Origin of the sequence: Pseudoalteromonas sp. TB51 (genome assembly GCF_000498055.1) — a bacterium.
In the GTDB taxonomy this organism is placed as follows: Bacteria; Pseudomonadota; Gammaproteobacteria; order Enterobacterales; family Alteromonadaceae; genus Pseudoalteromonas; species Pseudoalteromonas atlantica.
This window is the reverse complement of record NZ_AUTO01000177.1, coordinates 12356-36060: the sequence shown is the minus strand read 5'-3', so window position 1 is coordinate 36060 and position 23705 is coordinate 12356. Positions and strand designations below refer to the sequence as shown.

The 23705-nt window shown below is 41.4% G+C and carries 21 protein-coding genes and 2 pseudogenes; 12 read left to right on the top strand and 11 right to left on the bottom strand.

Annotated features, from left to right (window positions below):
* Nucleotides 1-6: 6 nt before the first annotated feature.
* From L650_RS0109355 to L650_RS0109340, 4 genes are all read right to left on the bottom strand, one after another.
* A complete protein-coding gene (locus L650_RS0109355) occupies nt 7-1266 on the bottom strand; it encodes an efflux RND transporter periplasmic adaptor subunit (protein ID WP_029772948.1) in 1260 nt (419 codons plus the stop codon).
* Nucleotides 1263-2525 carry a TolC family protein gene (locus L650_RS0109350; RefSeq protein WP_029772947.1) on the bottom strand — a complete coding sequence of 421 codons (1263 nt, stop codon included), beginning with the start codon at nt 2523-2525 and terminating at the stop codon, nt 1263-1265. Before L650_RS0109350 ends, L650_RS0109355 begins: the two co-directional genes overlap by 4 nt.
* Before the next feature lie 148 nt (nt 2526-2673).
* Nucleotides 2674-2982, bottom strand: coding sequence for a hypothetical protein (locus L650_RS0109345; protein ID WP_029772946.1), 309 nt, complete (start codon nt 2980-2982; stop codon nt 2674-2676).
* Nucleotides 2983-3098: 116 nt separating this feature from the next.
* Nucleotides 3099-3392 carry an ArsR/SmtB family transcription factor gene (locus tag L650_RS0109340; RefSeq protein ID WP_024033207.1) on the bottom strand — a complete coding sequence of 98 codons (294 nt, stop codon included), beginning with the start codon at nt 3390-3392 and terminating at the stop codon, nt 3099-3101.
* A 242-nt stretch (nt 3393-3634) separates the two neighbouring features.
* On the opposite strand from L650_RS0109340, the gene L650_RS0109335 reads away from it, so the two are divergent.
* On the top strand, nt 3635-4618 hold the full coding sequence (locus tag L650_RS0109335) for a permease (RefSeq protein WP_029772945.1): 984 nt from the start codon (nt 3635-3637) through the stop codon (nt 4616-4618).
* On the opposite strand, the gene L650_RS0109330 is transcribed toward L650_RS0109335, so the two are convergent.
* Nucleotides 4615-5442 (bottom strand): AraC family transcriptional regulator, encoded by an 828-nt coding sequence (locus tag L650_RS0109330; protein ID WP_029772944.1) that lies wholly within the window; start codon nt 5440-5442, stop codon nt 4615-4617. The two genes, L650_RS0109335 and L650_RS0109330, sit on opposite strands and share 4 nt — an antisense overlap.
* Before the next feature lie 112 nt (nt 5443-5554).
* Here L650_RS0109330 and L650_RS0109325 point away from each other — a divergent pair, with 112 nt between their 5' ends.
* Nucleotides 5555-8653: a beta-galactosidase gene (locus L650_RS0109325; RefSeq protein ID WP_029772943.1), complete on the top strand. Its 3099-nt coding sequence runs from the start codon at nt 5555-5557 to the stop codon at nt 8651-8653.
* Nucleotides 8654-8726: 73 nt separating this feature from the next.
* Here the strand turns inward: L650_RS0109325 and L650_RS0109320 are convergent, their stop codons facing one another.
* Entirely contained in the window at nt 8727-9185 is a 459-nt protein-coding gene (locus L650_RS0109320) for a DoxX family protein (RefSeq protein WP_004586061.1), read from the bottom strand.
* A 294-nt stretch (nt 9186-9479) separates the two neighbouring features.
* Between L650_RS0109320 and L650_RS0109315 the strand changes: the two genes are divergently transcribed.
* A complete protein-coding gene (locus L650_RS0109315; protein ID WP_223230559.1) occupies nt 9480-11066 on the top strand; it encodes a diguanylate cyclase in 1587 nt (528 codons plus the stop codon).
* A gap of 25 nt (nt 11067-11091) precedes the next feature.
* Here the strand turns inward: L650_RS0109315 and L650_RS0109310 are convergent, their stop codons facing one another.
* Both L650_RS0109310 and L650_RS0109305 read right to left on the bottom strand, forming a co-directional pair.
* The gene (locus L650_RS0109310; protein ID WP_223230558.1) at nt 11092-11877 is read right to left on the bottom strand and encodes a hypothetical protein; all 786 of its coding nucleotides are present in this window, start codon (nt 11875-11877) and stop codon (nt 11092-11094) included.
* Nucleotides 11878-12030: 153 nt separating this feature from the next.
* Nucleotides 12031-12450, bottom strand: coding sequence for a VOC family protein (locus L650_RS0109305; RefSeq protein WP_024033213.1), 420 nt, complete (start codon nt 12448-12450; stop codon nt 12031-12033).
* Nucleotides 12451-12721: 271 nt separating this feature from the next.
* On the opposite strand from L650_RS0109305, the gene L650_RS0109300 reads away from it, so the two are divergent.
* Nucleotides 12722-13027: a hypothetical protein gene (locus L650_RS0109300; RefSeq protein ID WP_085065459.1), complete on the top strand. Its 306-nt coding sequence runs from the start codon at nt 12722-12724 to the stop codon at nt 13025-13027.
* A complete protein-coding gene (locus L650_RS0109295; protein WP_004586056.1) occupies nt 13024-13407 on the top strand; it encodes a hypothetical protein in 384 nt (127 codons plus the stop codon). The genes L650_RS0109300 and L650_RS0109295 overlap by 4 nt, the downstream gene beginning before the upstream one ends.
* A 1-nt stretch (nt 13408) precedes the next feature.
* Here L650_RS0109295 and L650_RS0109290 read toward each other — a convergent pair whose 3' ends face one another.
* Entirely contained in the window at nt 13409-14236 is an 828-nt protein-coding gene (locus L650_RS0109290; protein WP_029772939.1) for a sterol desaturase family protein, read from the bottom strand.
* Nucleotides 14233-14679 (bottom strand): SRPBCC family protein, encoded by a 447-nt coding sequence (locus L650_RS0109285; RefSeq protein WP_004586054.1) that lies wholly within the window; start codon nt 14677-14679, stop codon nt 14233-14235. The genes L650_RS0109290 and L650_RS0109285 overlap by 4 nt, the downstream gene beginning before the upstream one ends.
* Before the next feature lie 97 nt (nt 14680-14776).
* Here L650_RS0109285 and L650_RS0109280 point away from each other — a divergent pair, with 97 nt between their 5' ends.
* The 4 genes and pseudogenes from L650_RS0109280 (at nt 14777) to L650_RS0109265 (ending at nt 18850) form a co-directional block, all read left to right on the top strand.
* Entirely contained in the window at nt 14777-15772 is a 996-nt protein-coding gene (locus L650_RS0109280; RefSeq protein WP_029772938.1) for an AraC family transcriptional regulator, read from the top strand.
* Between the two features lie 85 nt (nt 15773-15857).
* Nucleotides 15858-16636: pseudogene (locus L650_RS0109275) on the top strand (substrate-binding periplasmic protein).
* A gap of 46 nt (nt 16637-16682) precedes the next feature.
* On the top strand, nt 16683-17633 hold the full coding sequence (locus L650_RS0109270) for an alpha/beta fold hydrolase (protein WP_029772937.1): 951 nt from the start codon (nt 16683-16685) through the stop codon (nt 17631-17633).
* Between the two features lie 128 nt (nt 17634-17761).
* On the top strand, nt 17762-18850 hold the full coding sequence (locus tag L650_RS0109265; RefSeq protein ID WP_029772936.1) for a polysaccharide lyase family 7 protein: 1089 nt from the start codon (nt 17762-17764) through the stop codon (nt 18848-18850).
* Here the strand turns inward: L650_RS0109265 and L650_RS0109260 are convergent.
* Nucleotides 18840-19244, bottom strand: a complete 405-nt coding sequence (locus L650_RS0109260; protein WP_029772935.1) for a nucleotide triphosphate diphosphatase NUDT15 — start codon at nt 19242-19244, stop codon at nt 18840-18842. The genes L650_RS0109265 and L650_RS0109260 overlap by 11 nt on opposite strands.
* 184 nt (nt 19245-19428) lie before the next feature.
* Here L650_RS0109260 and L650_RS0109255 point away from each other — a divergent pair.
* From L650_RS0109255 to L650_RS0109245, 3 genes and pseudogenes are all read left to right on the top strand, one after another.
* Nucleotides 19429-21274: pseudogene (locus L650_RS0109255) on the top strand (AMP-binding protein).
* Nucleotides 21275-21703: 429 nt separating this feature from the next.
* Nucleotides 21704-22561: an MBL fold metallo-hydrolase gene (locus tag L650_RS0109250; RefSeq protein WP_029772934.1), complete on the top strand. Its 858-nt coding sequence runs from the start codon at nt 21704-21706 to the stop codon at nt 22559-22561.
* A gap of 107 nt (nt 22562-22668) precedes the next feature.
* Nucleotides 22669-23616: an alpha/beta hydrolase gene (locus L650_RS0109245; RefSeq protein WP_029772933.1), complete on the top strand. Its 948-nt coding sequence runs from the start codon at nt 22669-22671 to the stop codon at nt 23614-23616.
* Nucleotides 23617-23705 lie beyond the last annotated feature (89 nt).

Sequence of the window (23705 nt, the reverse complement as noted above, 5' to 3'; positions counted from 1 at the left end):
TGCCTCCTAGTGAGAGTGACTTGCGCCGCTTTTTAAAATATCGGCTTTAATTACATAACTATTCTCAGTTACGTACTCACTGTTTGGCGAAAGCCCTTCGAGCACTTCTACCCATTCGCTGTTTTTAGCACCGAGTTTTACTGGGCGTACTTCAAACACATTGCCACTTTTTATAAACACGCTAGGTTTGCCGTTAAACTCTTGAACAGCAATCGCTTTAACGCGTACAGCCACATCTATTTTTGCAATGCTAATATCACTATTAACATGCATACCAGGTCGCCAATGGCCATCAGGGTTTTTAAGCTCGATTCGCGCACGCGCAATATGCCCGCCACTCATCATTGGGGCTATGTAAAACACCTCACCTTGGGCATTTAAATGATGATGTAAGTCATACACTGTAGCGCTTTGCCCTATGGCGAGCTTTTCAATGTTATCGGGAAAGGCCGACAGCTCCACCCATACGGTTTCAAGGTTTACTATTTGCATTAAAGCGCTACTGGCAAGCTCGCCGCGCTTTAAATATTGCTCAGTAATAACGCCTGTAATTGGGCTTTTTATGGCGTAATTTTGTAGGGTTTCGCGGTTGGTTATGCTGGCAAGCTTATCGCCTTTTTTAACGTTTTGGCCAATGCTTACAAAAATATCGTTAACTAAGCCAGTATAAGGCGCCATTACTTCAACGGTGCTCTGCGCAGTGGGTGCTATAACACCAAATAAAGTATCGGTTAGCTCAACGCTACCTGCTTTTGCAATGTCAGTTTTAATACCAGCGCGTTCAACTGCTTTCTCGCTTAGCGTTGTGCGCCCTTCTTCTTGCTCATAATGATAATTTATTTCAGCGCCTTTATAGCGAGCCATTACATCAAGCTTAAAAGAATGCGGCTCGTTTACGCTCACGGTACTCACTAAATAGTCATCTTCAGCTTTAAAGCGAATAAGCTGTGGCGCTTCACTTAAACGCTGCACGTTTATGGTTACCTCTAACTGGTTTACATCAACGGCTTTACCGTTCTTAAACCCATATATTCGCAGCTCAGTATTACCGGCAAACTGGATTAATTTAAGCTCTAAATTAAGCGTGTTATTGGTTAGTAAAAAGCCGCCATGCGGGCCTTTTTGTGTGTGTTCGTCTTTATGGCCTTGTTCGTGGCTGTCACCATGACTTTCTTCGTGATTGTCATCAGATGCCATAGCCATGCTACTCAAAAATGGGAGTGTAAGTAATTGCGTAATTAATAATGCGATAAGAGTTTTATTCATGATTGATGAGTCTCAATTAAAGGTTGACCAGTTAAACGCTCAAGGGTAAGGAGCACTTGGTATAGCTCGCTATGCGTTATGATAAGTGCGCGTTTAGAATCAAATAAAGCTTGCTGTGCGTCGAGTAATTGCAATACCGATATTTGCCCTTGTTGATAGCTTTTTAAACTTTGTTTTATGAGCGTTTGCGCTTGTGGAATAACGCTCTGTGTTAAAAGCTGTGCTTGCGCCGCTTTACCTTGGTAATACGCATAGAGCGTGCGTATTTGCTTACGTAACTGTATACGTAATTGCCCTTGTTGCTCATTAAGTAGCGTAAGCTGATGCTGCGCAGCCTCAATATTCCCGCTATTAGCGTTACTTAATTGCAGCGGCATTGAAAACGAAAACACTAACGAGCTGGCATCAGTTTGCTGGTTATATCGCACACCACCACCAAGGGTTAAATCACTTTGACCCGTTGATTTTTGCAGTGCTAAGTTGGCAGTTTGTTGCATATATTGCTGCTGTAGCAGTGCAAACTCAGGCGCTGTATTTACCATATCAAGTAACGCTGCCTCACTTTTAATAGCAGCTATTTTTGATAAATCGCCCGTATAGTAATCACTCACTTGCTCCTCTTGCCAAAGCTCATTGAGTGCTAAGCGAGAGCGCTCAAATTCACTTTGTAGCATGGCCGTGTTTAAATCTACTTGGCTTAATGCATAGCGCATGCGGGTTACATCAGCACTTGAGACCGCACCGGCTTTAGCGCGTTTTTCAATTGCGTTGAGTGCCTGCTTAACAGTGTTTTTACGCTCACTGTTTAGTGCAATTAACGCCTGAAATTTTAATACTTGGTAATAACGCTCAGCGGTGGTTGCTAAAAGTGCTAACCGAGTATTTTTATACTCAATTGTTTGCGCTTTTATATTTGCAGTAGCGTAATTAATACGATTTTGGCGTTTATCGCCAAGCTCAATTAACTGGCTCAAAGCCAGCGTGTACTGCGCCCCCGAAAACGCATGAGAGCCATGAGTTCCTAAAAAGTTTTCAGCTTCAAAGCTCAGCTCAGGGTTAGGTGAAAGCGCGGCTTGGCTTTTAAGCGCGGTTAATATTTTTTGATGGTAAGGGTAGCGTTTAAGCTGTAAGTTTTGCTGCTCGGTATTTTTAAGCGCTTGCTTTAGCGTTAATACGTTTTGAGGCTCGCTTTTTGCCAAAGCGCTCAATGTTGGTAATGCACACAGTAGCGCCACCAGCATAAGTAGTTTTTTGTTCATATAGCATATCCGTTTTAACAAACAGAGTTGGCTTAATCACTATGCCTATTTTAAAAACAAGCGCGATTAAGCAACCTAAATATGTACATAACTAGCCTTGTAGCGAACAGGCGCAGGCAGTTATATACAAAGTGTTTAAAATTAAAAACTAGCTATAAAAATTGGGTGGCGGAACATCTGGTGGGTAATTTAAACCATTGTAGCAAGCAGGCTGAGCTGCTTGGCTTTTTTCAGGGTTTATAGAGTGATTTAGTGTACTGTAGTAACCACAGTGGCAATGTTGATGGGCATGAATTTCGGGAGGTGGTTGCGCGTCTTCATCGTTTGTATCGGCCACAGACTGAATGTGCGAAGCATGATCGACTTCTTCTTGTAAATGATACGCGGCAGCATCACAGCTAATAAAGCTGTGTACAAGCACAAGAAGTATCACGACTAAAAAGTAGTTTGAGCGCATCCATTACCTAATTAAATTTAAAGTAGGTTCCTATTTTACAAACTAGGAACAGCGGCATATTAAACCCGCACGCGTCTTGAGGTCAATAAACAACGCGCAAAACCGTTGATAAAAGTTTACTGCCCTTCGTCTACACAACATTCGTTTTGTAAAAAACCAATTACATCGTCTAAGCGCTGGTACATAGCCACGCAATAAAGCGTGCGCCCTTCGCGCCTTTGGCTAATTAGCCCAGCATTAACTAAGCCCGATATATGGTGCGAAAGTGTAGAGCCCGCCATGCTTAGCTCTTCTTGTATATTGCCAACACTAATTCCAGTGTGCCCTGCTTTAACTACACGCTTATATATAGTTAAACGCGTAGGATGGCCTAATTCTTTTAATGCTTTTGCAACGTCGATAATTTCCATTACAACCTCGTAATTTCTAAATTATTAGAAATAATAACAATTTGAATCTTTAAATACAGCTTTATTAGCAAGTTACCTTAAAAGTTAAAAAATAAAACATTTAAAAACAAGGGCATAAAAATTATTTCTATATATTTAGAAATAAAGTATTGACGATATTATTGCTCATCAATATACTTCCATAAAATTCGAAATATAACTTACTTAACGTAAGTTATACCTTGTGTACTTTGGAGTGCGTTATGAGTAATGAAATGCTAGCAATGGCAAAAGAGGCGTTAGGCATGTTTGCCTTTTTAGCTACAGAGTTAACTATTTTATTTATTGTTATTAGTTATTTAGTGGGTGTTTTACAGCTATTTATAACACCCGAAAAAATTCAATCCATTTTAAGTTCAAAAAACGGTAAGGGTTACGTTGTTGCTGCTTTATTGGGGGCTATTACACCATTTTGTTCGTGCTCAACCATTCCGTTTTTAAAAGGATTATTAAGAGCGAGAGCGGGCTTTGGCCCTATGATGGTATTTTTATTTGGCAGCCCGCTACTTAACCCGGTGATCATTGGGTTATTTGTAATTACCTTTGGCTGGCAGGTCGCTTTATTTTACTTTTTAGTGGCTATGGTGGTGTCGGTTGTTGCAGGCTATACCCTTGAAAAGCTAGGCTTTGAAAGGTATGTAAAACCAGAAGCTTACAACACAGAATCTACTAGTAGCTGCGCAAAACCAAGCTGTAGTGAGCCTAAAGAAGTTGAGCCAAGCTGTGCAACCACAAACTGCGGCGAACCTAAAGCAATAGAGCCTAAAAAAGCGCAGCCTAATCGCTGGGTAAAAGTGTGGCACGCCACCTTTAAAGACTTTAAACAAGTGTTTCCGTACTTAATGCTAGGGGTAGCAATAGGCTCGTTTATTTATGGCTTTATTCCTACCGAGCTAATTGCTAAATATGCGGGCGATGGTATGTGGTATGCCATTCCTATTGCAGCCATTATTGGTATTCCACTTTATATTAGAGCCGAAGCCGTTATTCCGCTAAGTGCCGCATTGGTCAAAAAAGGCATGGCGCTTGGCTCGGTAATGGCATTAATAATTGGCAGCGCGGGCGCAAGCTTAACAGAAGTTATTTTGCTTAAATCAATTTTTAAAAACCAAATGATAGCCGCCTTTTTGTTTGTCATTATTACTATGGCTATTGGTGCAGGCTTTTTATACCAAGCTATTTTTTAAATGCTCATTTTTCTAAACTCAGTGGGTGACACGCCCACTGATTTTTTAAACCGTTTTGAAAAATTAAATATATTAGGGTACCCCACGTAAGCGGCAATATGGGCAACCGGCCAGCGGGTATTTAGTAGCAAGTTTTTAGCCCGTTTAATACGTAAATAAATAAGCTGCTGCATTGGGCTTTTACCAAATTGTGCCTGGCATAACCTGTGTAAATGCGGTGCTGAGTAATGTACTTGTTCGCACATAGCCTCTATTGTCCAATCAAATTGCAGGCGTTCTTCTACTTCTAAAAACAAGCTGGTTAATCTGTTTTGCCCGCCTATTTGCGGCTCGCTTTGAAGCGTAGTGTTTAAATAGTGGCTTAAAATAGGCATTACGCCTTCGCGCAAAGTAGCGTTTGCCTCGCTGTATAAAAGCTCCATCGCTAAATGTAATGGCGCTAATTGCTGATTAGTTAATACCTTAGCGTGCGCTAAGTTTAAATGTTGCCAGCGCTTGGTATTTGCAAGGTTTAGCCAAATCACATCCCATTTTTCGCTCGCTATTTCTACCTCAAAACTTTGCCTTGCAGGCAATATCGCTAAGCTATTTTCGGCAAGTGTATATTGGTTATTAATGGTTTTAAGCGTGCCCTGCCCAGCTAAGGTATAAAAAAGAGTGTGTTCAAGCGGGTTAGTACGTGCAACACAATAATCACCCAATAAATTTGAGCAACCTGCCAGCTCTATTTCAAGGTTTGGCATTTGCGAAAGCGTGGCTAAATCAATAAACCGCTCTATACACTCTGGGCCAATATCGAGTACATCTACAATGGTGTTGCGCATAATTTAAAATGATAGTTTTGGATAAATAAAAGAGAGCTTTAAGCATAACCGCAACGCATTATTTTAGCTATATTTAAGCCACTATAATTGCCACACATGCAATAGGACACGAATGAACTCACTACAGCACATAATTAACCGCCGCGATTGGGAAAACCCAATTTCGGTGCAAGTTAATCAAGTAAAAGCGCACAGCCCACTTAATGGTTTTAAAAGCGTTGACCATGCCCGTACAAACACACAATCACAAAAACAAAGTTTAAACGGCCAGTGGGATTTTAAATTATTTGATAAACCCGAAGCGGTTGATGAGTCATTACTAAGTGAGGCACTCGCCAGCGACTGGCAAAGTATTCCAGTGCCTTCTAACTGGCAATTACACGGCTTTGATAAACCTATTTATTGTAATGTTAAATACCCCTTTGCAGTTAATCCGCCTTTTGTACCAAGCGATAACCCTACAGGCTGTTACCGCACTGAATTTACGATTACGGCGGATCAATTAGCTCAGCGTAATCATATTATCTTTGAAGGCGTTAACTCGGCGTTTCACCTTTGGTGTAATGGCCAATGGGTGGGCTACTCGCAAGATAGCCGCTTACCCAGCGAATTTGATTTAAGCAAACTGTTAGTTGCAGGTACTAATCGGATTGCGGTTATGGTTATTCGCTGGAGCGATGGCAGTTACCTAGAAGATCAAGACATGTGGTGGCTAAGCGGTATATTCCGCGATGTTAATTTACTTACTAAACCGCAACACCAAATACGCGATGTATTTATAACCCCAGATTTAGACGCCTGCTACCGCGATGCGACTTTGCATATAAAAACCGCAATTGATGCGCCAAATAACTACCAAGTAGCAGTACAGGTTTTTGATGGCGAACAAGCACTGTGTGAGCCACACATACAAAGCACTAACAATAAACGCGTTGATGAAAAAGGCGGCTGGAACGATGTCGTATTTCAAACAATTGATATACAAAACCCTAAAAAATGGACCGCCGAAACCCCGACCTTATACCGCTGCGTTGTAAGCTTACTAGATGAGCAAGGCAATACTGTAGATGTAGAAGCCTACAACATTGGCTTTAGAAAAGTAGAAATGCTTAACGGGCAGCTTTGCTTAAACGGCAAGCCGCTGCTTATGCGCGGTGTTAATCGCCACGAACACCACCCAGAAAACGGCCACACGGTGAGCACTGCCGACATGATTGAAGATATTAAGCTGATGAAGCAAAATAACTTTAATGCTGTACGTACCGCTCACTACCCTAACCACCCTCGTTTTTACGAGCTGTGTGACGAGCTAGGTTTATACGTAGTAGACGAAGCCAATATAGAAACTCACGGTATGTTTCCTATGGGTAGGCTTGCCAGCGATCCGCAGTGGGCTGGCGCATTTATGTCGCGCTATACGCAAATGGTTGAGCGCGATAAAAACCACGCCTCTATTATTATTTGGTCACTGGGTAACGAATGCGGGCACGGTGCCAACCACGATGCGATGTACGGTTGGTCAAAAAGCTTTGACCCATCGCGCCCAGTGCAATACGAAGGTGGCGGCGCAAATACCACAGCAACCGATATTATTTGCCCTATGTACGCCCGTGTAGATACCCATGTTGCCGACGATGCCGTACCTAAATACTCTATTAAAAAGTGGTTAAGCCTACCGGGTGAAACGCGTCCACTTATTTTATGCGAGTATGCCCATGCAATGGGTAACAGCCTAGGTAGCTTTGACGATTACTGGCAAGCATTTAGAGAATACCCGCGTTTGCAAGGCGGCTTTATTTGGGATTGGGTAGACCAAGGTTTATCTAAAACAGATAAAAACGGCAAGCATTATTGGGCTTACGGTGGCGACTTTGGTGATGAACTAAACGACCGCCAATTTTGTATAAACGGCTTATTATTTCCAGACCGTACACCGCACCCAAGCCTGTTTGAAGCTAAATACAGCCAGCAACATTTACAATTTACGCTGCGAGAGCAAACTCAAAACCACTATACCGTTGATGTATTTAGCGATTATGTATTTAGAGCAACCGATAACGAAAAGCTTATTTGGCAGTTAATAGAAAATGGCCAATGTGTAGAGCAAGGCGAGCAAGTTATTAATATTGCTCCGCAAAGCACGCAAACGCTAACTATTAATTCAAAAACGGTGTTTAAAGCAGGTGCGCAATACCACCTTAATTTAGATGTTGCACTGATTAACGACTCAAGCTTTGCAAGTGCCGAGCATGTATTAAACACCGAGCAATTTAAGCTTATAAATAGCCAAAGTTTAAGCGCTGATGCATTTTCGCCTGCTTTAGCAAACGCCTCAACGCACGGCGCACTAAATATTAGCGAAACCAACACACAGCTAAGTATTGAAGGCGATACCTTTAAACTTGTGTTTAATAGCCAATCAGGCCTTATTGAGCAATGGCTGCACAATCAAACCCAAGTTATTAAAAGCCCATTAGTTGATAATTTTTACCGCGCCCCGCTTGATAACGACATAGGCGTAAGCGAAGTAGACAACCTAGACCCTAACGCATGGGAAGCACGCTGGTTAAGAGCGGGTATTGGGCAGTGGCAGCGTACATGTCGCTCGTTTGAAGTAGTGCAATCAACCTTAGATATACGTATTACCTGTGTATTTAGTTATGAATTTAATGGCGCAGTACAAGCAAAAACAACTTGGCTTTATACACTTAATAATACCGGTGAAATTAACTTAAATGTTGATGTACAACTAAACGATACTCTCCCACCCATGCCACGCATAGGGTTAAGCACAACGCTTAATAAACCAAGCGATACACAAGTAAATTGGCTTGGTTTAGGCCCATTTGAAAACTACCCAGATCGTAAAGCGGCTGCGCGCTTAGGGTATTACAGCGCACAATATAATGAGCTACATACTCCGTATATATTCCCAACCGATAATGGCGTACGTAGTGATTGCCAATTACTTTGCATTAATAACCTAAACATAACTGGTACGTTTTTATTTGCCGCCAGCGATTACTCACAAAGCATGTTAACGCAAGCAAAGCACACCAATGAGCTAGTAGCTGATGATTGCTTACATGTACATATTGACCATCAACATATGGGTGTTGGCGGCGATGACTCGTGGAGCCCAAGTACCCATAAAGAGTATTTACTAGAGCAAAAGCAATACAACTACTCTTTAAAATTTAGTGCTAAATAAAACAGCGCTTAACCCATACAAAAATAGCGGCTAATTTAGCCGCTATTTTTTAATACTGAATTGTTATTTACTACTACTGAGGCAGCGATTTATTCGCTAACTTTTTAGCAATTACGTTATCAACCGATAAGCTACCTGCACCTTGTATAGCCAGTGCAGCCGTGGCAACTAACAAAGTAAGTGCGAACTCATAGCCGTTGTTTGCTACAAATAAACCATGACTAATGTGCACGCTAAATATCGCAATCAGCATAGTAAACGCCGTAACTACAGCCGCTGGGCGCGTTAATAAACCAATGGCTAAGGCAATGCCGCCAAAAAATTCAGCGCTGCCTGCCATCATTGCAAGCCAGTAGCCAGGCTCAAGGCCAATGCTTGCCATCCACTGCCCTGTGCCTTCAAGGCCGTAGCCGCCAAACCAAGCAAATAATTTTTGTGCACCGTGCGCTGCTAAAATTAAACCAACGGGTACACGTAAAATAAGTGCTGCCATGCCTGCGTTAGAGCTTAATAATGAGTGTAAGTATTTCATAGTGTGATCCTGTTTTATTGTTAATAAGGCTAGTAACCAATGAGTACAGTTTACTATCATCATTTAAAACAATTAATACGAATATTATTGCCAAATTATCAACATGGTGTTTTTAATTACTTAACTAAGTTGCGGCTATTTTGTACTTAGCGGGCATAAACACCTCAGGAGCTAGTTTAATAGCGCACTTTTAAGCGCTATTAAACAGTAAACTAATAGCTAAATAGTCCGGCTCTGCTAGTATAAAAAAAGTAGTAAAAATTGGACCCGCTTATGAGCTATAAAGGTAATAGATTGACGTTTTTCCCACCTAAAAATAAGGGGGCGCTCTTTTTTGTTTTCATTACTTTGCTCACGTTATTTATTACTTTTGATTCTCATGCTGCCGATACATGTAAAATAAAGCACTTAAACTCACCCACGCCTGCCTCTGTGCTAAAGGTAAATACTCCTTCTGAACTCACTGCTCAACGCGGTGTTAATCAATATAAAATAAGTTGCTCTGTTAAAAATGGTGGCGTACTAAGCTTTTTACGCCCGGGGCTAGATAGCTTTACTTGGCAGCAAAACAACACTGTAAAAGCGCCCTTAAAAGCAGGGCAAGTAGCCTACTTAATGGACTCGGGGGCTTTTACAGCCACAATAACATTAGAATCAAAGCTTAATTACACACCGCGGTTTAAATGGCAGCCAACTCATATTTATTTTAAAAAAGCACAGCAACATTCGCTGATTATGGGCTCATTTTATGGGTTGTGCATTACACTTATTTTTTATGTATTAATAATGGGGCATAGACTTAACGAAAGTGTATTTAAGCTCTACAGCATTTACATTTTTTGTATTGGCAGCTTTATTTTACTCCAAGAAGGGCAACTGTATTTATTTGTAACGCAGCATGTCTCTGGCGTTATTTTTAACTTATACCTACTTAGCATTGGCTTAACCGTACTAAGTGCCACATGGTTTATGCTTGCGTTACTCGAGACTAATAAACGCTGGCCTAAATTAACCAAGCTGCTCAAAACATTGGCCTGTACTGTAATGCTATGCGCGGTACTTAAAATGCTCGTTACCGACCTGTTATTTTGGACAATAGCAGGGCATATAATGGCTTATTCTTCGCTGTTTATTGTGGCTGTTATTTTTACTTTAGCAGCCATGCAAGCCCTCAAAGGTGTACGCGAGGCAACACTCGTATTTGTAGCGCTTAGCTTTGTATTAGTAAGTATGATTTTTAGGGTGCTGCTTATTAACCAAAGCCCGTTTATGCAGCGTTATGGGTTTGTGTTAGCGTTTGCGGTTGAATCATTTTTATTAGCTGTTGCGGTTTCAAGGCGTATAAGCCGAATGCGAATTGCACAAAAGCGCGCCGAAACCGAAGCAGACTACGACCCCCTTTGTGGTATTTTAAACCGCAGGGGCTGGGCTAAAAAATCAACCGCGCTTATCAATATGCACGCCAAAAAAGGCGGCGTATTATGCTTGATGTATATAGATTTAGACGACTTTAAACAAATAAACGACAGCTACGGCCATGCTGTAGGCGATGACGCTTTATGCAACGTTGCCCGTTGCTTAAAAAGCAGTGTTCGCAGCAGCGATGCTGTAGGGCGCTTAGGCGGTGATGAATTTGTCGTACTTGCACATTTTTATACTAATGCGCAGGTAAATCCTAAAACTCATCATTTAAAAACCGCCCTAAATAGGCTCACAATAAATCACAACAACGACCCTATAGCCATTAAAGCAAGTATGGGTACTACCGTATTTAGTGAACCGCCCCACTCTATTGATGAAATTTTAAAAGCGGGCGACACCGCCATGTACCACGAAAAAATACAACGAAAGGTTAAGCCGCTCACGTTAGTAGATGGCTAAATTTAAGCAATACTGCTTATTGCTATTAAACCGTAGCCGGCTTGGCAAATTGTTTACGGTTAACATAGTGGCTCATAATAATGGTAAATAAAGTTGAGCACACTGCAGCCGCTGCATATACCTGCCAAATCACAAATTCAAACTTAAGCGCGAGTGCAATCACAGCAAAAAACACACAGCCCCCTAACGAGCCAATAATGCCGCCGTTAAGCACCTTATACGCCGAGTATTTTTTATCACTTGCATGCGCAATACTGCCCATAACCGCCAAAATTACCGGAAAAGTAGAAAGTAACCCGCTCCACATTGCCCCTATTTTTGCCGATATAAACGTAACTAACATAATAAAGCAGCTGACCAGTAACATTTTTAGCGGCAGCTCCCACGCAGCGGTAAAAGGTTTGGCATCGGGCGCAAATTTTAACTTACTCGATGCCAGCGCAAGCACCAATAAAGTACTGAGCGAGAGCACCGATGCAAAGGCAATATTAACCGGCAATAGCAAGGTAAATGCACTAAAAGCGCACCATAGTGTTAATGCAGCAAACAACGCTTTAACCACCCCATATTTTGCAAGCATGGCAGCATAACAAAAGCAAAATAAGCCTATACCGCTCATGCCATATAGCGACGCCACAGCCGAGTTACTCGCAAATAACTTACCTTGCTCAAGCGCAATAAAATACGAAATAGGGCCCGATGTAATAGGCAAGCCCGGAATAATACCGCTCACAAAACTGCCAAAGCGTTTTTGAGCAAGGTGAATAAATAATAAAAGTAATGGCGCAATGGTGAGTTTTAACAGCAACATAAATAACTATAAAGTATGAGAGTTGCGCGTTAGTCTACGTTTAAAATTCCGTACTGTAGAGTGAATAAATATCACTCATACGGTGTAATTATTTTCATCTATAGGTACAAAAAAGGCCACTACAAAAGTGGCCTATTCTTTAATAAATATTGCTTACGCTTTTTTAAATAAAACCTCAGGGTTTACCATAGTTTTCATTTCAAGCACGTTGCCGTTTGGATCTTCAATAAAAAAGGTTTCTTGTTCAAACTCATCACCAACAAAACGGCGATACGGTTTATCTAGGTATTCAAGCCCCGCATCTTCTATACGTTTTTTTAAACCGTTAAATTCATCTTCAGATAAATGAATACCAAAATGCGGTACCGCCACTGCGCCCATATCTACATCGTGGCGAACAGTGGGTAAGCGCTCTTCGCTTTGGTGTAATGTGAGCTCATTACCCCAAAAGTCTATGTCTACCCAGCGCCCTTCTTCGCTGTTCCCTGTTTTACAGCCAAGCACATCACAGTAAAACGTTTTCGCTACTTTTAAATCGCCAGCGGGTATAGCCAAGTGCAAACAGTTAGACATAAATTACCTTTAATCTTTTAAATTTGTATATTAATAACCTCTATTATACATAAAATATAATTTATGAAACATTAACAGCCACAAATAAGCATAGTTAATACCAACCCAGATTAAAAAGTAGCCTTAATAACATTTAACGCTAACACCCACATTTTATTTATTAGAGATAGTTAGAAAGCGTAAAAGGATTAGTTTAAAATGCGCTGCTATGATTAAATTCTTATTTTTAAAATTTATAACCTTCTTTTTAGGCTTTGTAGTCTGCTTTGCCATGCACACAACTTTTGCATTGCCTTTAGTTATTTCGGCGGCGCTTACAGGGCTAATTGGCTCGTTTATTCCTTTTCCTGCTCGGTTTAAAAACCATCCCTATGCGGCTATTTACGCAGGTAGTTTTGCCGGCATGTGCTCTTCACACTTAATTACAAGTTATTGGGAAATAGCCATAATTTCTGTTATTGGCGCCAGTTTATATGTGCTTACCATAAATATGTTTACCGGATTTGGCGGTAAGCTTGGCAGTGTTGCCTTTGCAAGCGTGGCTTTATTTATGTTGGCCAAAGGAATGGTTTTATGAATTTAGAATACCCGTTTATAGCCTTATTAGGTGCGTTTTTAACGTTTTACTTAGCCAAACATAATCGTTTTGATGGCATACGTGCCTCAGCCTCGCTTTCAATTATTGCTTACTTACTATTAAGTGCTTTGAACCTAAACCCCGACTTATACTCAGTTGTATTTTTTGGCGGCACATTTATAGGCATGAGCGCCCCACACCGATTTGGTATTTATACCGTGGCCAGCTCATCTATTTTATTTTCGTTTTTATTTGAATACCTAGTACCAAAGCTTGATGGTTATGGCGGTGCCTTAGGTGTGAGTGCGTTTTTATCTATTTGTATTTGCCACATGTTTATTTTACTTGGAGCGCCAAGAAGTAAAAAGCCACTTGGCTAAATCACTCGTTTTTAACTTTAACACTACTGGTTGGGTAGCCAAATAGCACTTTGCATTTAGCTTTTAACCCTTTCGCCGTATAGGTACTTTTTAATAAATGAGCCCACTGATGAAACGTTATTATTAGTGGGTTATTACTATTTAGCTGCCCTACTATGCCGTATTTACAGGGCTGATTTTTGTTTTCTTCTACAAATGTGCCAAATAATTTATCCCAAATAATAAGCACTCCGGCAAAGTTTTTATCAAGGTAGCGTTTATTAATTGCATGATGAACCCTGTGGTGCGATGGCGTATTAAATACGCTTTCAAACCAGCCTAACTTAGCCACTATTTGCGTGTGCACAAAAAATTGATACGCCAAATTAAGTGCCACTACACTAAATACGGTTAAAGGGTCAAACCCTAGCAGTATCATAGGTAGCCAAAATACCCACATGCCGGCTACTGGGTACATTATGCTTTGCCTAAACGCAGTGGTAAAATTCATTTTAGTGGAACTGTGGTGCACCACATGCGCAGCCCACAACCAATGAATATGATGCGACGCACGATGAAACCAATAGTACAAAAAATCTTGCAGTAAAAATGCAAAAGCAACGCTTAATACACTTAGCTTTATATCAAATAAGCGGTACTCGTAAAGCATGTAAAAAAATGGCATAAGTAGCAGCAGTGCAATTGCATCTGCGCCTTGGTGCAACAAGGCTAAAACGGTGTTTGCTAGGCTGTCTTTTATATTGTAATAGCGCTTAAATTTTACAAATTCAAAGCATACAAACACTAAAAATACAGGGCTTAGGGCAAGTAAAATAATTTCTGAGTTCATACTTTGCCCGCCATAAAGTAATGCTGCAGTTTATTTAATGCCTGGGTTATATCTTTACTAATTAGGTGTTTTAGCAAAGCATTTGGCAGCCACCACGGCGCTTTGCAGCGTATACAATAATTAAGCTCGGTAGTGATACTTTTAGCGCCTGTATTAGCAACTAAATAAATATCACCTTGATGGTTTGCCACAGGCTTATTACCTACTATTTGGTAGCAAATGTGGCTGGGGTTAGCCATTATTATACGCTCATTAAACGTGGCATTTGCCATTTTCACTTGCCTAATGGCGCCTTTCCCGCCTTTTAGCTCACCGCTATTTGCTGTTTTTATTAGCTCAAACTTGGCATTAAAAAAGCGATCTAACTGCTGATGATCCAACAAGGTGGTTATTATTTGCAAAGGATCTGCATTAAGCGTTTGTTTTATTGATATAAAGATCATTGTTTACAGCGAAGATAATTACTCATGTAACTAGCATATAAAAATTGAACATGGCAAGCTTGCTCATACACGACCATTTTTTAGCTTTAGACGACAAATGCATACACTGGCTGATCATTACTTTTCGAGCATTTTAGATTACTTGCAAACCCAAGGTATTGATTCTAATACGGCTCTTAAGGCAATCGGGTTTACTGAATTTAGTCGCCAGCATAGTCAGCAATTAGCACCCCGTATTAGTTTACAAAGTTACAATGCGCTGCTTGTGTATGGCCAAAAAGCGCTAAACGATCCGCTGTTTGGTTTTACTTTAGGTATGCACATTCGCCCCGCAGATTACGGTATATTGGGCTATTTAATAGAATCGAGCGATACCCTAAGTAGCGCTATAAAGGCACTGTTAAATTACGACAGCTTAGTGGCAGATATTGGTAAAGCGCAGTTTTTGCAAGTTGCAGACACCGCTACGGTGCGCTGGCATGCTCATCCTCATTGTAATGAACAAGTAGTATTACGAAACATGACTGCGTGGGTAAGCGTTATTCGCCAGTTAATAAACGCATCGCTTTGCCCAAGCAGTATCAGCTTTATACATAATTGGCCTAAAAGGCACACACAACAGTTAGAGGCCTGGTTTAAATGCCCCGTTATAAGCGGCGCAGCGCATAACCAAATAAACTTTCCGAGCAGTTATTTAAACCTTGCCTTTAAAACCGACAACGCCATTGTAAATGCTACATTTAAGCAGCTTTCACAACAGCAGCTATCGCGTTTTAAAAGTCAGCAGTGCTTAACAGAAAAAGTTAAACAGCTACTTATTGCAAAAACAACATTACAAAATTGCCAGCTTATTGCAGTTGCAAGCGCACTAAACGTAACACCGCGCACGCTACAGCGACATTTAAAAAAACAACATGTAACCTTTGCGCAATTGCTTGAACAAGAAAGAAAAAACCGCTCCCACACGTTAGTTGGCACGCTCCCACTTAGCGAACTAGCTAACCTGTTAGGCTTTAAAGATCAGAGCTCGTTTAATCGTGCTTTTTTACGATGGCACCATTGCACACCCACACAATTTTTAAAACGTAAATGAACCACAGTGTTATTCACATTAAATAAACATTTATGGTATACCTTTTAATCAACACTCTTTAAACTAGAACGCATAATAATTAAAAATGTGGGTTAAATTTGTGCGTGTAGTATTAAGTATTTTTGTGTTTATGCTTTATAGCGCCATGTGCAACGCACAGACCATTACCTTTGTAGCAGAAGATCTCCCGCCTTATCATTTTATAAATGAAAATAACGAACCCGACGGCGCATTAGTCGATTTAGCCAAAGCCACCATTAAACACACAAAGCTATCCGCCAAGTTTGAAATAATTCCTATGGCGCGTATTTTTACAATGCTTGAAAACAGCCCAAATGCAATTGCGTTGTCTCTTTTAAAAACCCCTATTAGAGCAAGGCAATACACCTGGCTAGGTGAGTCATACTTTGCCGATGCTTATTTAGTTAGCTTAAAAAACCGTACTGATGAAGTTACCCACCTTAATCACGCAAAATTTTACCAAGTGGCCACAATACGTGGCTATTCAAGTGCCACCTATTTGAAAAACGCCGGTTTTACCGAAGACAAAAACCTAGTTCTTGTAAGCTACTATCAGCAACTGTGGCAAATGCTTTATAAAAAACGCATCGACTTTGTACTAACCAATACACTTACATTAAATAACGAGCTAAAGCACTCAGGCCTAAATCCCAATTTAATAACTAAGCGAATTCATTTAACCGACTACCCTTCAAAATTATATTTTAGTGCCAACAAAACCCTAGATAAACACACCGCAAGCGCTATTAGCCATGCACTTAACACGCTAAAAGAAACGGCGAATATCAGGCTATTTTAACCAAGTGGCAACTACCGCTTCCGGCTACTGCCAACAAGTTGTAATAAACAGGGTCTATAATTTTAGCAACGCAAACACTGCTAGTTGGCTATGCGAACAATTAAAACACCTCAGGGTATAAAACTCAGTTACCAAGACGAAGGCGATAAAAAAGCCCCCGCAATCATACTTATTATGGGTTTAGGCGCACAAATGACTGTGTGGCCCGACTCGCTTTACTACACCTTAGTAAAAAAAGGCTTTAGGGTTATACGCTTTGATAACCGCGACACTGGCCTTTCTACTCATTTAGAGCATCACCCTAGCCCGAGTTTATTTAAATCGTGGTTAAGTAAACGCCTGCCCATACGCACGCAAACGCCCTATTTACTTGATGATATGGCAAACGATGTATTGGCGCTTATGGCGGCCCTTAAAATAAAAAAAGCGCATTTTGTAGGTGCTTCTATGGGCGGTATGATTGCTCAGCTAATTGCAGCTCAACATAAAAAAAAGGTGCTAAGTTTAACCACTATAATGTCAAGCTCTAGCCTGCCAAGGCTCAGTGCCAAAAGCATTGGCGTATTTATAAAGCTTGCCAAACTAAAGCCCAAAACATCCAGCCGTGATGAGGCAATAAACTACAACATTAAACTTAACCAACTTATTGGCAGCCCTGCTTACCCTCAATCAGAAGACGCACTTCGCCATCATGCAACGCAAATTGTAGAGCGCTCGCATAATCCAAGTGGCTACAAACGCCAACTTATTGCTATGGCCGCGAGTAAAGACAGGCAACATTTAATTCGTAAAATTAAAACGCCCACTTTAGTAATTCATGGCAGCGACGATGTGGTAATACCCGTAAGTGCAGGCAAAAAAACGGTAAGCCTTATAAAAAAAGCCAAACTAAGAGTAGTCCCTGGGATGGGCCATAACTTTGCGCCAGAACTTATGCCTCTTATGACAAAGTGGATAGTTAAGCATGTAAAAAAAGCGCAGCGCAAACACCTAAATAAAAAACGTAAAAAACAACAGCAACAAAAAACCACTTTGGTATAACCAAAAAGGCACTATAAAAACTACGAAAACAAAAAATTGGTAATATTGATATTTTAAATTGGTATGTTAGATTAAAGTTAAGCGAAGTTAATATCGTTCATTTTTAATATCATCACACAGAGACAACAATGAAAAATCTAACATCTACTTTTAAACTCACAGCACTGGCTGCTGTTACCCCTTTGCTATTTATGGGCTGTGCCAGCACAAGTACACCTGTTGATAGTAATGTCGCAGTACCTGCGTCAAAATTTGATTTATCGCAATGGAAAATAAACGTACCTGTAGATCTCAATAACGATGGAAAAATAGATACCGTAGACGTAGAAGAGATCCAAACCTACGCGCACCCTGATTTTTTCTACCTTGATGATCAAGGTTATATGGTATTTACCTCGCCAAATAAAGCGCTTACCAGTGCCAATTCAACCAATACCCGCAGTGAACTAAGACAAATGATCCGCGGCACCAATACCAAAATAAAAACTAAAAATTCAAAGAATAACTTTGCCCTAGCTGTACACCCGCTATCGGAGCGCTTTGGCTCGGTAGGCGGAAAAATGGAAGCCACCCTCAAGGTGGATCATGTTGCACTTCGCGCTAACGATCCTAATAAAAAAGCCGCTTACTCTGTGGTGGTAGGGCAAATTCACGCAGGTAAAGATCAAGCCTTAATAGATACAAAACTGGGTTTTGGCTGGGGTAACGAACCACTTAAAATTTATTATAAAAAATGGCCTGGCCATAAAACCGGATCTGTTTTTTGGAATTACGAACGTAACTTACCAAAAAAAGACCCTAACCGAACCGACATTACATACCCTGTGTGGGGTAATACCTGGGAAAACTCGGACGATCCCGGTGTGGCGGGCATAGCGCTTGGCGAAGACTTTAGTTACACGGTAAACGTGCATAAAAACATGATGTACTTAACCTTTAGCGCCCAAGGCAAAAAAGACGTTAACTACGCAATTAACTTAGGCAATAACGTAGATGCCTATGGCAAGGTAGATGAAAAAGATCACCCTAATGGCTATGCTGCCGATTGGCATTACTTTAAAGCGGGTGCTTATAACCAATGTAGCACTAAAAGCGCTAAAGGCATTTGGTACCCAGGTTGTTTAGGCACTGGCGATTGGGCCACCGACAAACAAAATGGTGATTACGCCCAAGTGAGCTTTAAAAAATTAGTATTAAGCCCATCAACTAAGCCGTAAGCGTTGTTGTAGTTAAGTAGTTTTTAAGTGATGTAAACAGTGGCGATGGTAAATTATTAATGTCGCACCAGCGCCACTGCATACATTTATTTGGCTCGTTTAGCACAGGCTCGCCGCCCTCGTAATCGGCTTTTACATATAAAGTAATGTAGTGTTTATTCTCAGCACTAAAAATATCGTTAGTAAAATCAAGCTTAGTAATTTTACTCACATTTAGCCCTGTTTCCTCAAATACCTCGCGTATTGCGCACTGCTCAACACTTTCACCAAATTCTAAATGTCCACCAGGCGTTGCCCATGTATTTGCACCATGCGACCCTATTCGCTCACCTAATAAAATAGTGTTTTGGCGCATTATAATAACCGCAACCCCTACTCTTACTACGTTACTCATATTGCGTATTCTCTTATTTTAATTGCTCGCCATGCTGAGCCACACGCTTTGTATTGTCAATTTTGTATTTTAAAACCCAAAGTGTTGCTTAACTTTTAGCCGACCATAGTCGAATACCTATCGGTTAAAAAAAAGCCTACCTTTTGTAAGGTCTCTCACACACATTTAGTATTAGGAGCCCACTATGTTAGGCCCATATAAACAACAATACGAAAGCTTTAAACAAAACCCAGCACAATTTTGGCTTGAACAAGCAAAGCGCTTACCTTGGTATAAAAAGCCTGAACACGCCTACACACAAGACACTGACGGCCTTTACCATTGGTTTGATGATGGCCAACTAAACACCAGTTTTTTAGCGCTCGACCAACACGTTATTGCCGGTTTTGGCGAGCAAACCGCGCTTATTTACGACTCCCCCGTAACCAATACGCAGCAGAAGTATAGCTACTACCAGCTACAGCAAGAGGTAGCTAAATTTGCCGGTGTAATGCAATCGTTAGGCGTTAGTAAAGGCGACCGCGTTGTTATTTATATGCCCATGATCCCCCAAGCTGTAATAGGCATGCTGGCCTGCGCCCGATTAGGCGCTATACACTCTGTGGTATTTGGTGGTTTTGCAGCGCATGAACTCGCCGTACGTATAGACGATGCAAAACCTAAACTCATACTGAGCGCTTCGTGCGGTGTAGAGGTAGATAGCGTAATAGAATATAAACCGCTGATTGATCACGCCATAGATCTTGCCAATCATAAAATAGATCACTGTGTTATTTACCAGCGCGAACAAGTAGCTGCCACGCTTATCCCCTCAAGAGATATTAACTGGGATGAGGCAATGCAAACAGCCACTGCAGTAGAGCCAGTACCTGTAAGTGGGCGTGATCCTCTTTATATTTTATATACCTCAGGCACCACAGGCACGCCTAAAGGCGTAGTACGTGAAAACGGCGGCCATGGCGTTGCTATGCACTACAGCATGGAAACCGTTTACGGCATGCAGCCCGGCGAGGTGTTTTGGGCTGCCTCAGATATAGGCTGGGTCGTTGGGCACTCCTACATAGTGTATGCCCCGCTAATTTATCGCTGTACAACAGTATTATTTGAAGGCAAACCAGTTCGCACACCTGATGCCAGTGCATTTTGGCGAGTAGTAGAGCAATACCAAGTAAATGCATTATTTACAGCGCCCACTGCGTTTAGAGCCATCAAAAAAGAAGACCCAAATGCAGAGGGCTTTAAGCAGTACAACACCAGTAGTTTAAAACGACTATTTTTAGCGGGAGAGCGGCTCNCTGCCAATACTCGATCACTGGTGGCAAACAGAAACCGGCTGGGCCATTGCCTGTAACCCCGTAGGCATAGAAGAATTAGTAACAAAACCAGGTAGCTCTACCGTGCCAACCCCTGGGTTTGATGTGCAAATATTGAATATGCAAGGCGGGCAATGCGCACCAAACGAGCAAGGCGTGGTGGCTATAAAATTGCCGCTGCCGCCAGGTTGCTTACCCACCATTTGGCAAAACACAGCGCGCTTTAAAACCGGTTATTTAACTCAGTACCCGGGGTATTATCTTTCCGGCGATGGTGGTTACATAGATGATGATGGTTACCTATTTATAATGGGCCGCACAGACGATGTTATAAACGTAGCAGGCCATAGGCTTTCAACTGGCGAAATGGAAGAAATAGTCGCATCCCACCCTGCCGTTGCAGAGTGCGCGGTGTTTGGGGTTACCGATACACTAAAAGGCCAATTACCGATGGCCATGATCGTACTTAAAAACGATTTTACCGGCTCCCCTACCGATGTAGAGCAAGAGCTTGTGCAAACAGTACGCAACCAAATAGGCGCTATAGCGTGCCTTAAAACGATAGTAAGCGTAGAGCGATTACCAAAAACTCGTTCAGGTAAAATACTACGCAAAAATTTACGTCAACTGGTCGATGGCGACGAACTACAAATTCCTTCAACCATAGACGATGCCGGTATTTTTGAAGAAATAAACCAGCAGCTCACCCTGCGTTAAATCCAACCTAACAAAGCCATTTTATATTTAAAATAAAATGGCTTTTACTTTGACTGAAATTTTATACTCATTAGCACTTTCCTACTTAATGCTAGGGTCTGTTGATCTTTTAAGGTTAAATTTGCAGCTGTCTGTTTGGTATTTAGGCAAGGCAGAGCCTATATAGTGTGGTTGTTCCCCACAAATAGGCGATAACGTAGCATTAATGCCAAACAGGCGCTGCCCAAAGGGTTCTTCCTAGGGGCTATTTACTCTTTGTTGCCTACATGGATGTAGGTAAAGGGCGTGAGCAGGACGCGGAAGCTTTGCTCGGCTTTTACTTAGCCCACTAGGTTACAAACCTCGCGCCGCGATTAAATAGCCCCTAGTTTGAACAAATTTTAATCCGCAAAGGTCAACAGACCCTTAGAACATTAAACAGGATTGTGCATGCTTCGCTTATTACAAACACTACTTGCCACCAGCCTACTATTTACAGGTTTTATGGCGCAAAGTTACGAAATTGAAGATTTAGGCGATGGCCTCCACCGCTTTATTGACGACAGACACCGCTCGGTATTTTTAATCACCCCACAAGGTGCAATAGTTACCGACCCACTTAATAAAAAAGCCGCCACTTGGTTAAAGGAGCAAATTAAAACTCGCTATAACGTACCCGTTAAATACGTTGTATACAGCCATAATCACAGCGACCATATTTACGGCGCAGAGGTATTTAAAAGCCCGCACACAACCTTTGTTGCGCACAAACTTACCGCGCAAGATATTAAAAACACGAAAATAAAAACGGTTATGCCTAACCTTACTTTTGATGATGAACTAATACTTAGCCTTGGCGGCTCAACCTTAAAACTTAACTACCACGGCCCTAACGATGGCCGAGGCTCAGTAAGTATGCTGTTCGAAAAACAAAAAACACTATTTGTGGTCGACTGGATAGTCATTGGCAGAATGCCATGGCAAAAACTGTGGAGCTACGATATTCAAGGTATGATTAATTCAACCCAAGCGGTATTAAATTACGACTTTAATACCTTTGTGGGCGGCCATGCCGATATGGGTAATAAAGCCGATGTAGCACGTTACTTACGCTATATAGAGAAGCTTTACAGCCAAGTAACCGCAGGCGCACTTGCAGGGCAAAGCCTAGAGCAAATAAAACAAAACGTTAAGCTCGATGAATTTTCAGATTTAAAGCAATATAAAGCATGGCTGCCACTTAATATTGAGGGCGTATACGAGCGCCTTATGGAAGAGTCGGGCATGGGCTGGCGCAGCGATTTATAAATTGTATGTGTATGCATTTATAGCTTAAATACAAGTGCATACGTATTCACATTGAATTAACAACGCAAGCTTGTGATAGTGCACTTTTTGTATGCTAAGGCGCCACCATGAAATTAGTTGCTTTACTGTTTAGCTTATCAATATTTGTAGTGCATACCAGCTATGCAAATACGCCCACAGTGCAAGTAAGCAAGGGCCACATTGAGGTGATCGACAATATAGAATCACAGTTTGTAAAAAACCGTTTTTTAAATGTATGGCTACCGCCAGGTTACAACAAAAACACCACCTACGATGTACTTTACATGCACGATGGCCGCATGCTGTTTGACGCCAATAGCACATGGAACAAACAAGAATGGCGCGTAGATGAAGTAGCCGGCTCATTAATAGAGCAAGGCAAAGTACGCCCATTTATTGTGGTAGGCATTCCAAACGCCGTTGAAAACCGCCACAGCGAATACTACCCACAACAACCGTTTGAGGCCTTGAGCAAACAAAAGCAAAATGCCCTATACCAGTTAGAAAAATACCCAGGCCACAAATTATTTGCCTCTAAGGTGTACTCAGACAACTACTCACGCTTTTTAGTTAAAGAAGTTATTCCTTATATAGAGTCTAACTACAACGTAAATAAAGGCGCGCAGCATCGCTATATTGGTGGCTCTAGCATGGGTGGGCTTATATCGTGGTATACACTACTTAATTATCCTAACGAATTTACAGGCGCTATTTGTATGTCGACCCACTGGCCAGGTATTTTTAGCCACGACGACGAAGTATTTGCCGAGTTTAAAAATTACATTGCCAACAACATCGAAAAGCTGAGTAACCAAAAAGTGTATTTTGATTATGGCGACAGCACTTTAGATGCCATGTACCCTAGGCTACAAGCGCAAATTGATGATTTATTTATGGCGCAACAATACCCAGCAAAGCTATGGCAAAGCCAGTATTTCCCGGGGGAAGATCACACCGAAAACGCGTGGGCAAAACGCTTACACATTCCCCTTGAGTTTATGTTTAGAAAAACCAAGCAAGCTGCCCCCGAATAATCATTTACAAGTATTATCCTATCAGCAATCACAAAAAAGCGGCTTAACGTTTACTACGTTAAGCCGCTTTTTTAATAGACTTTTAAACC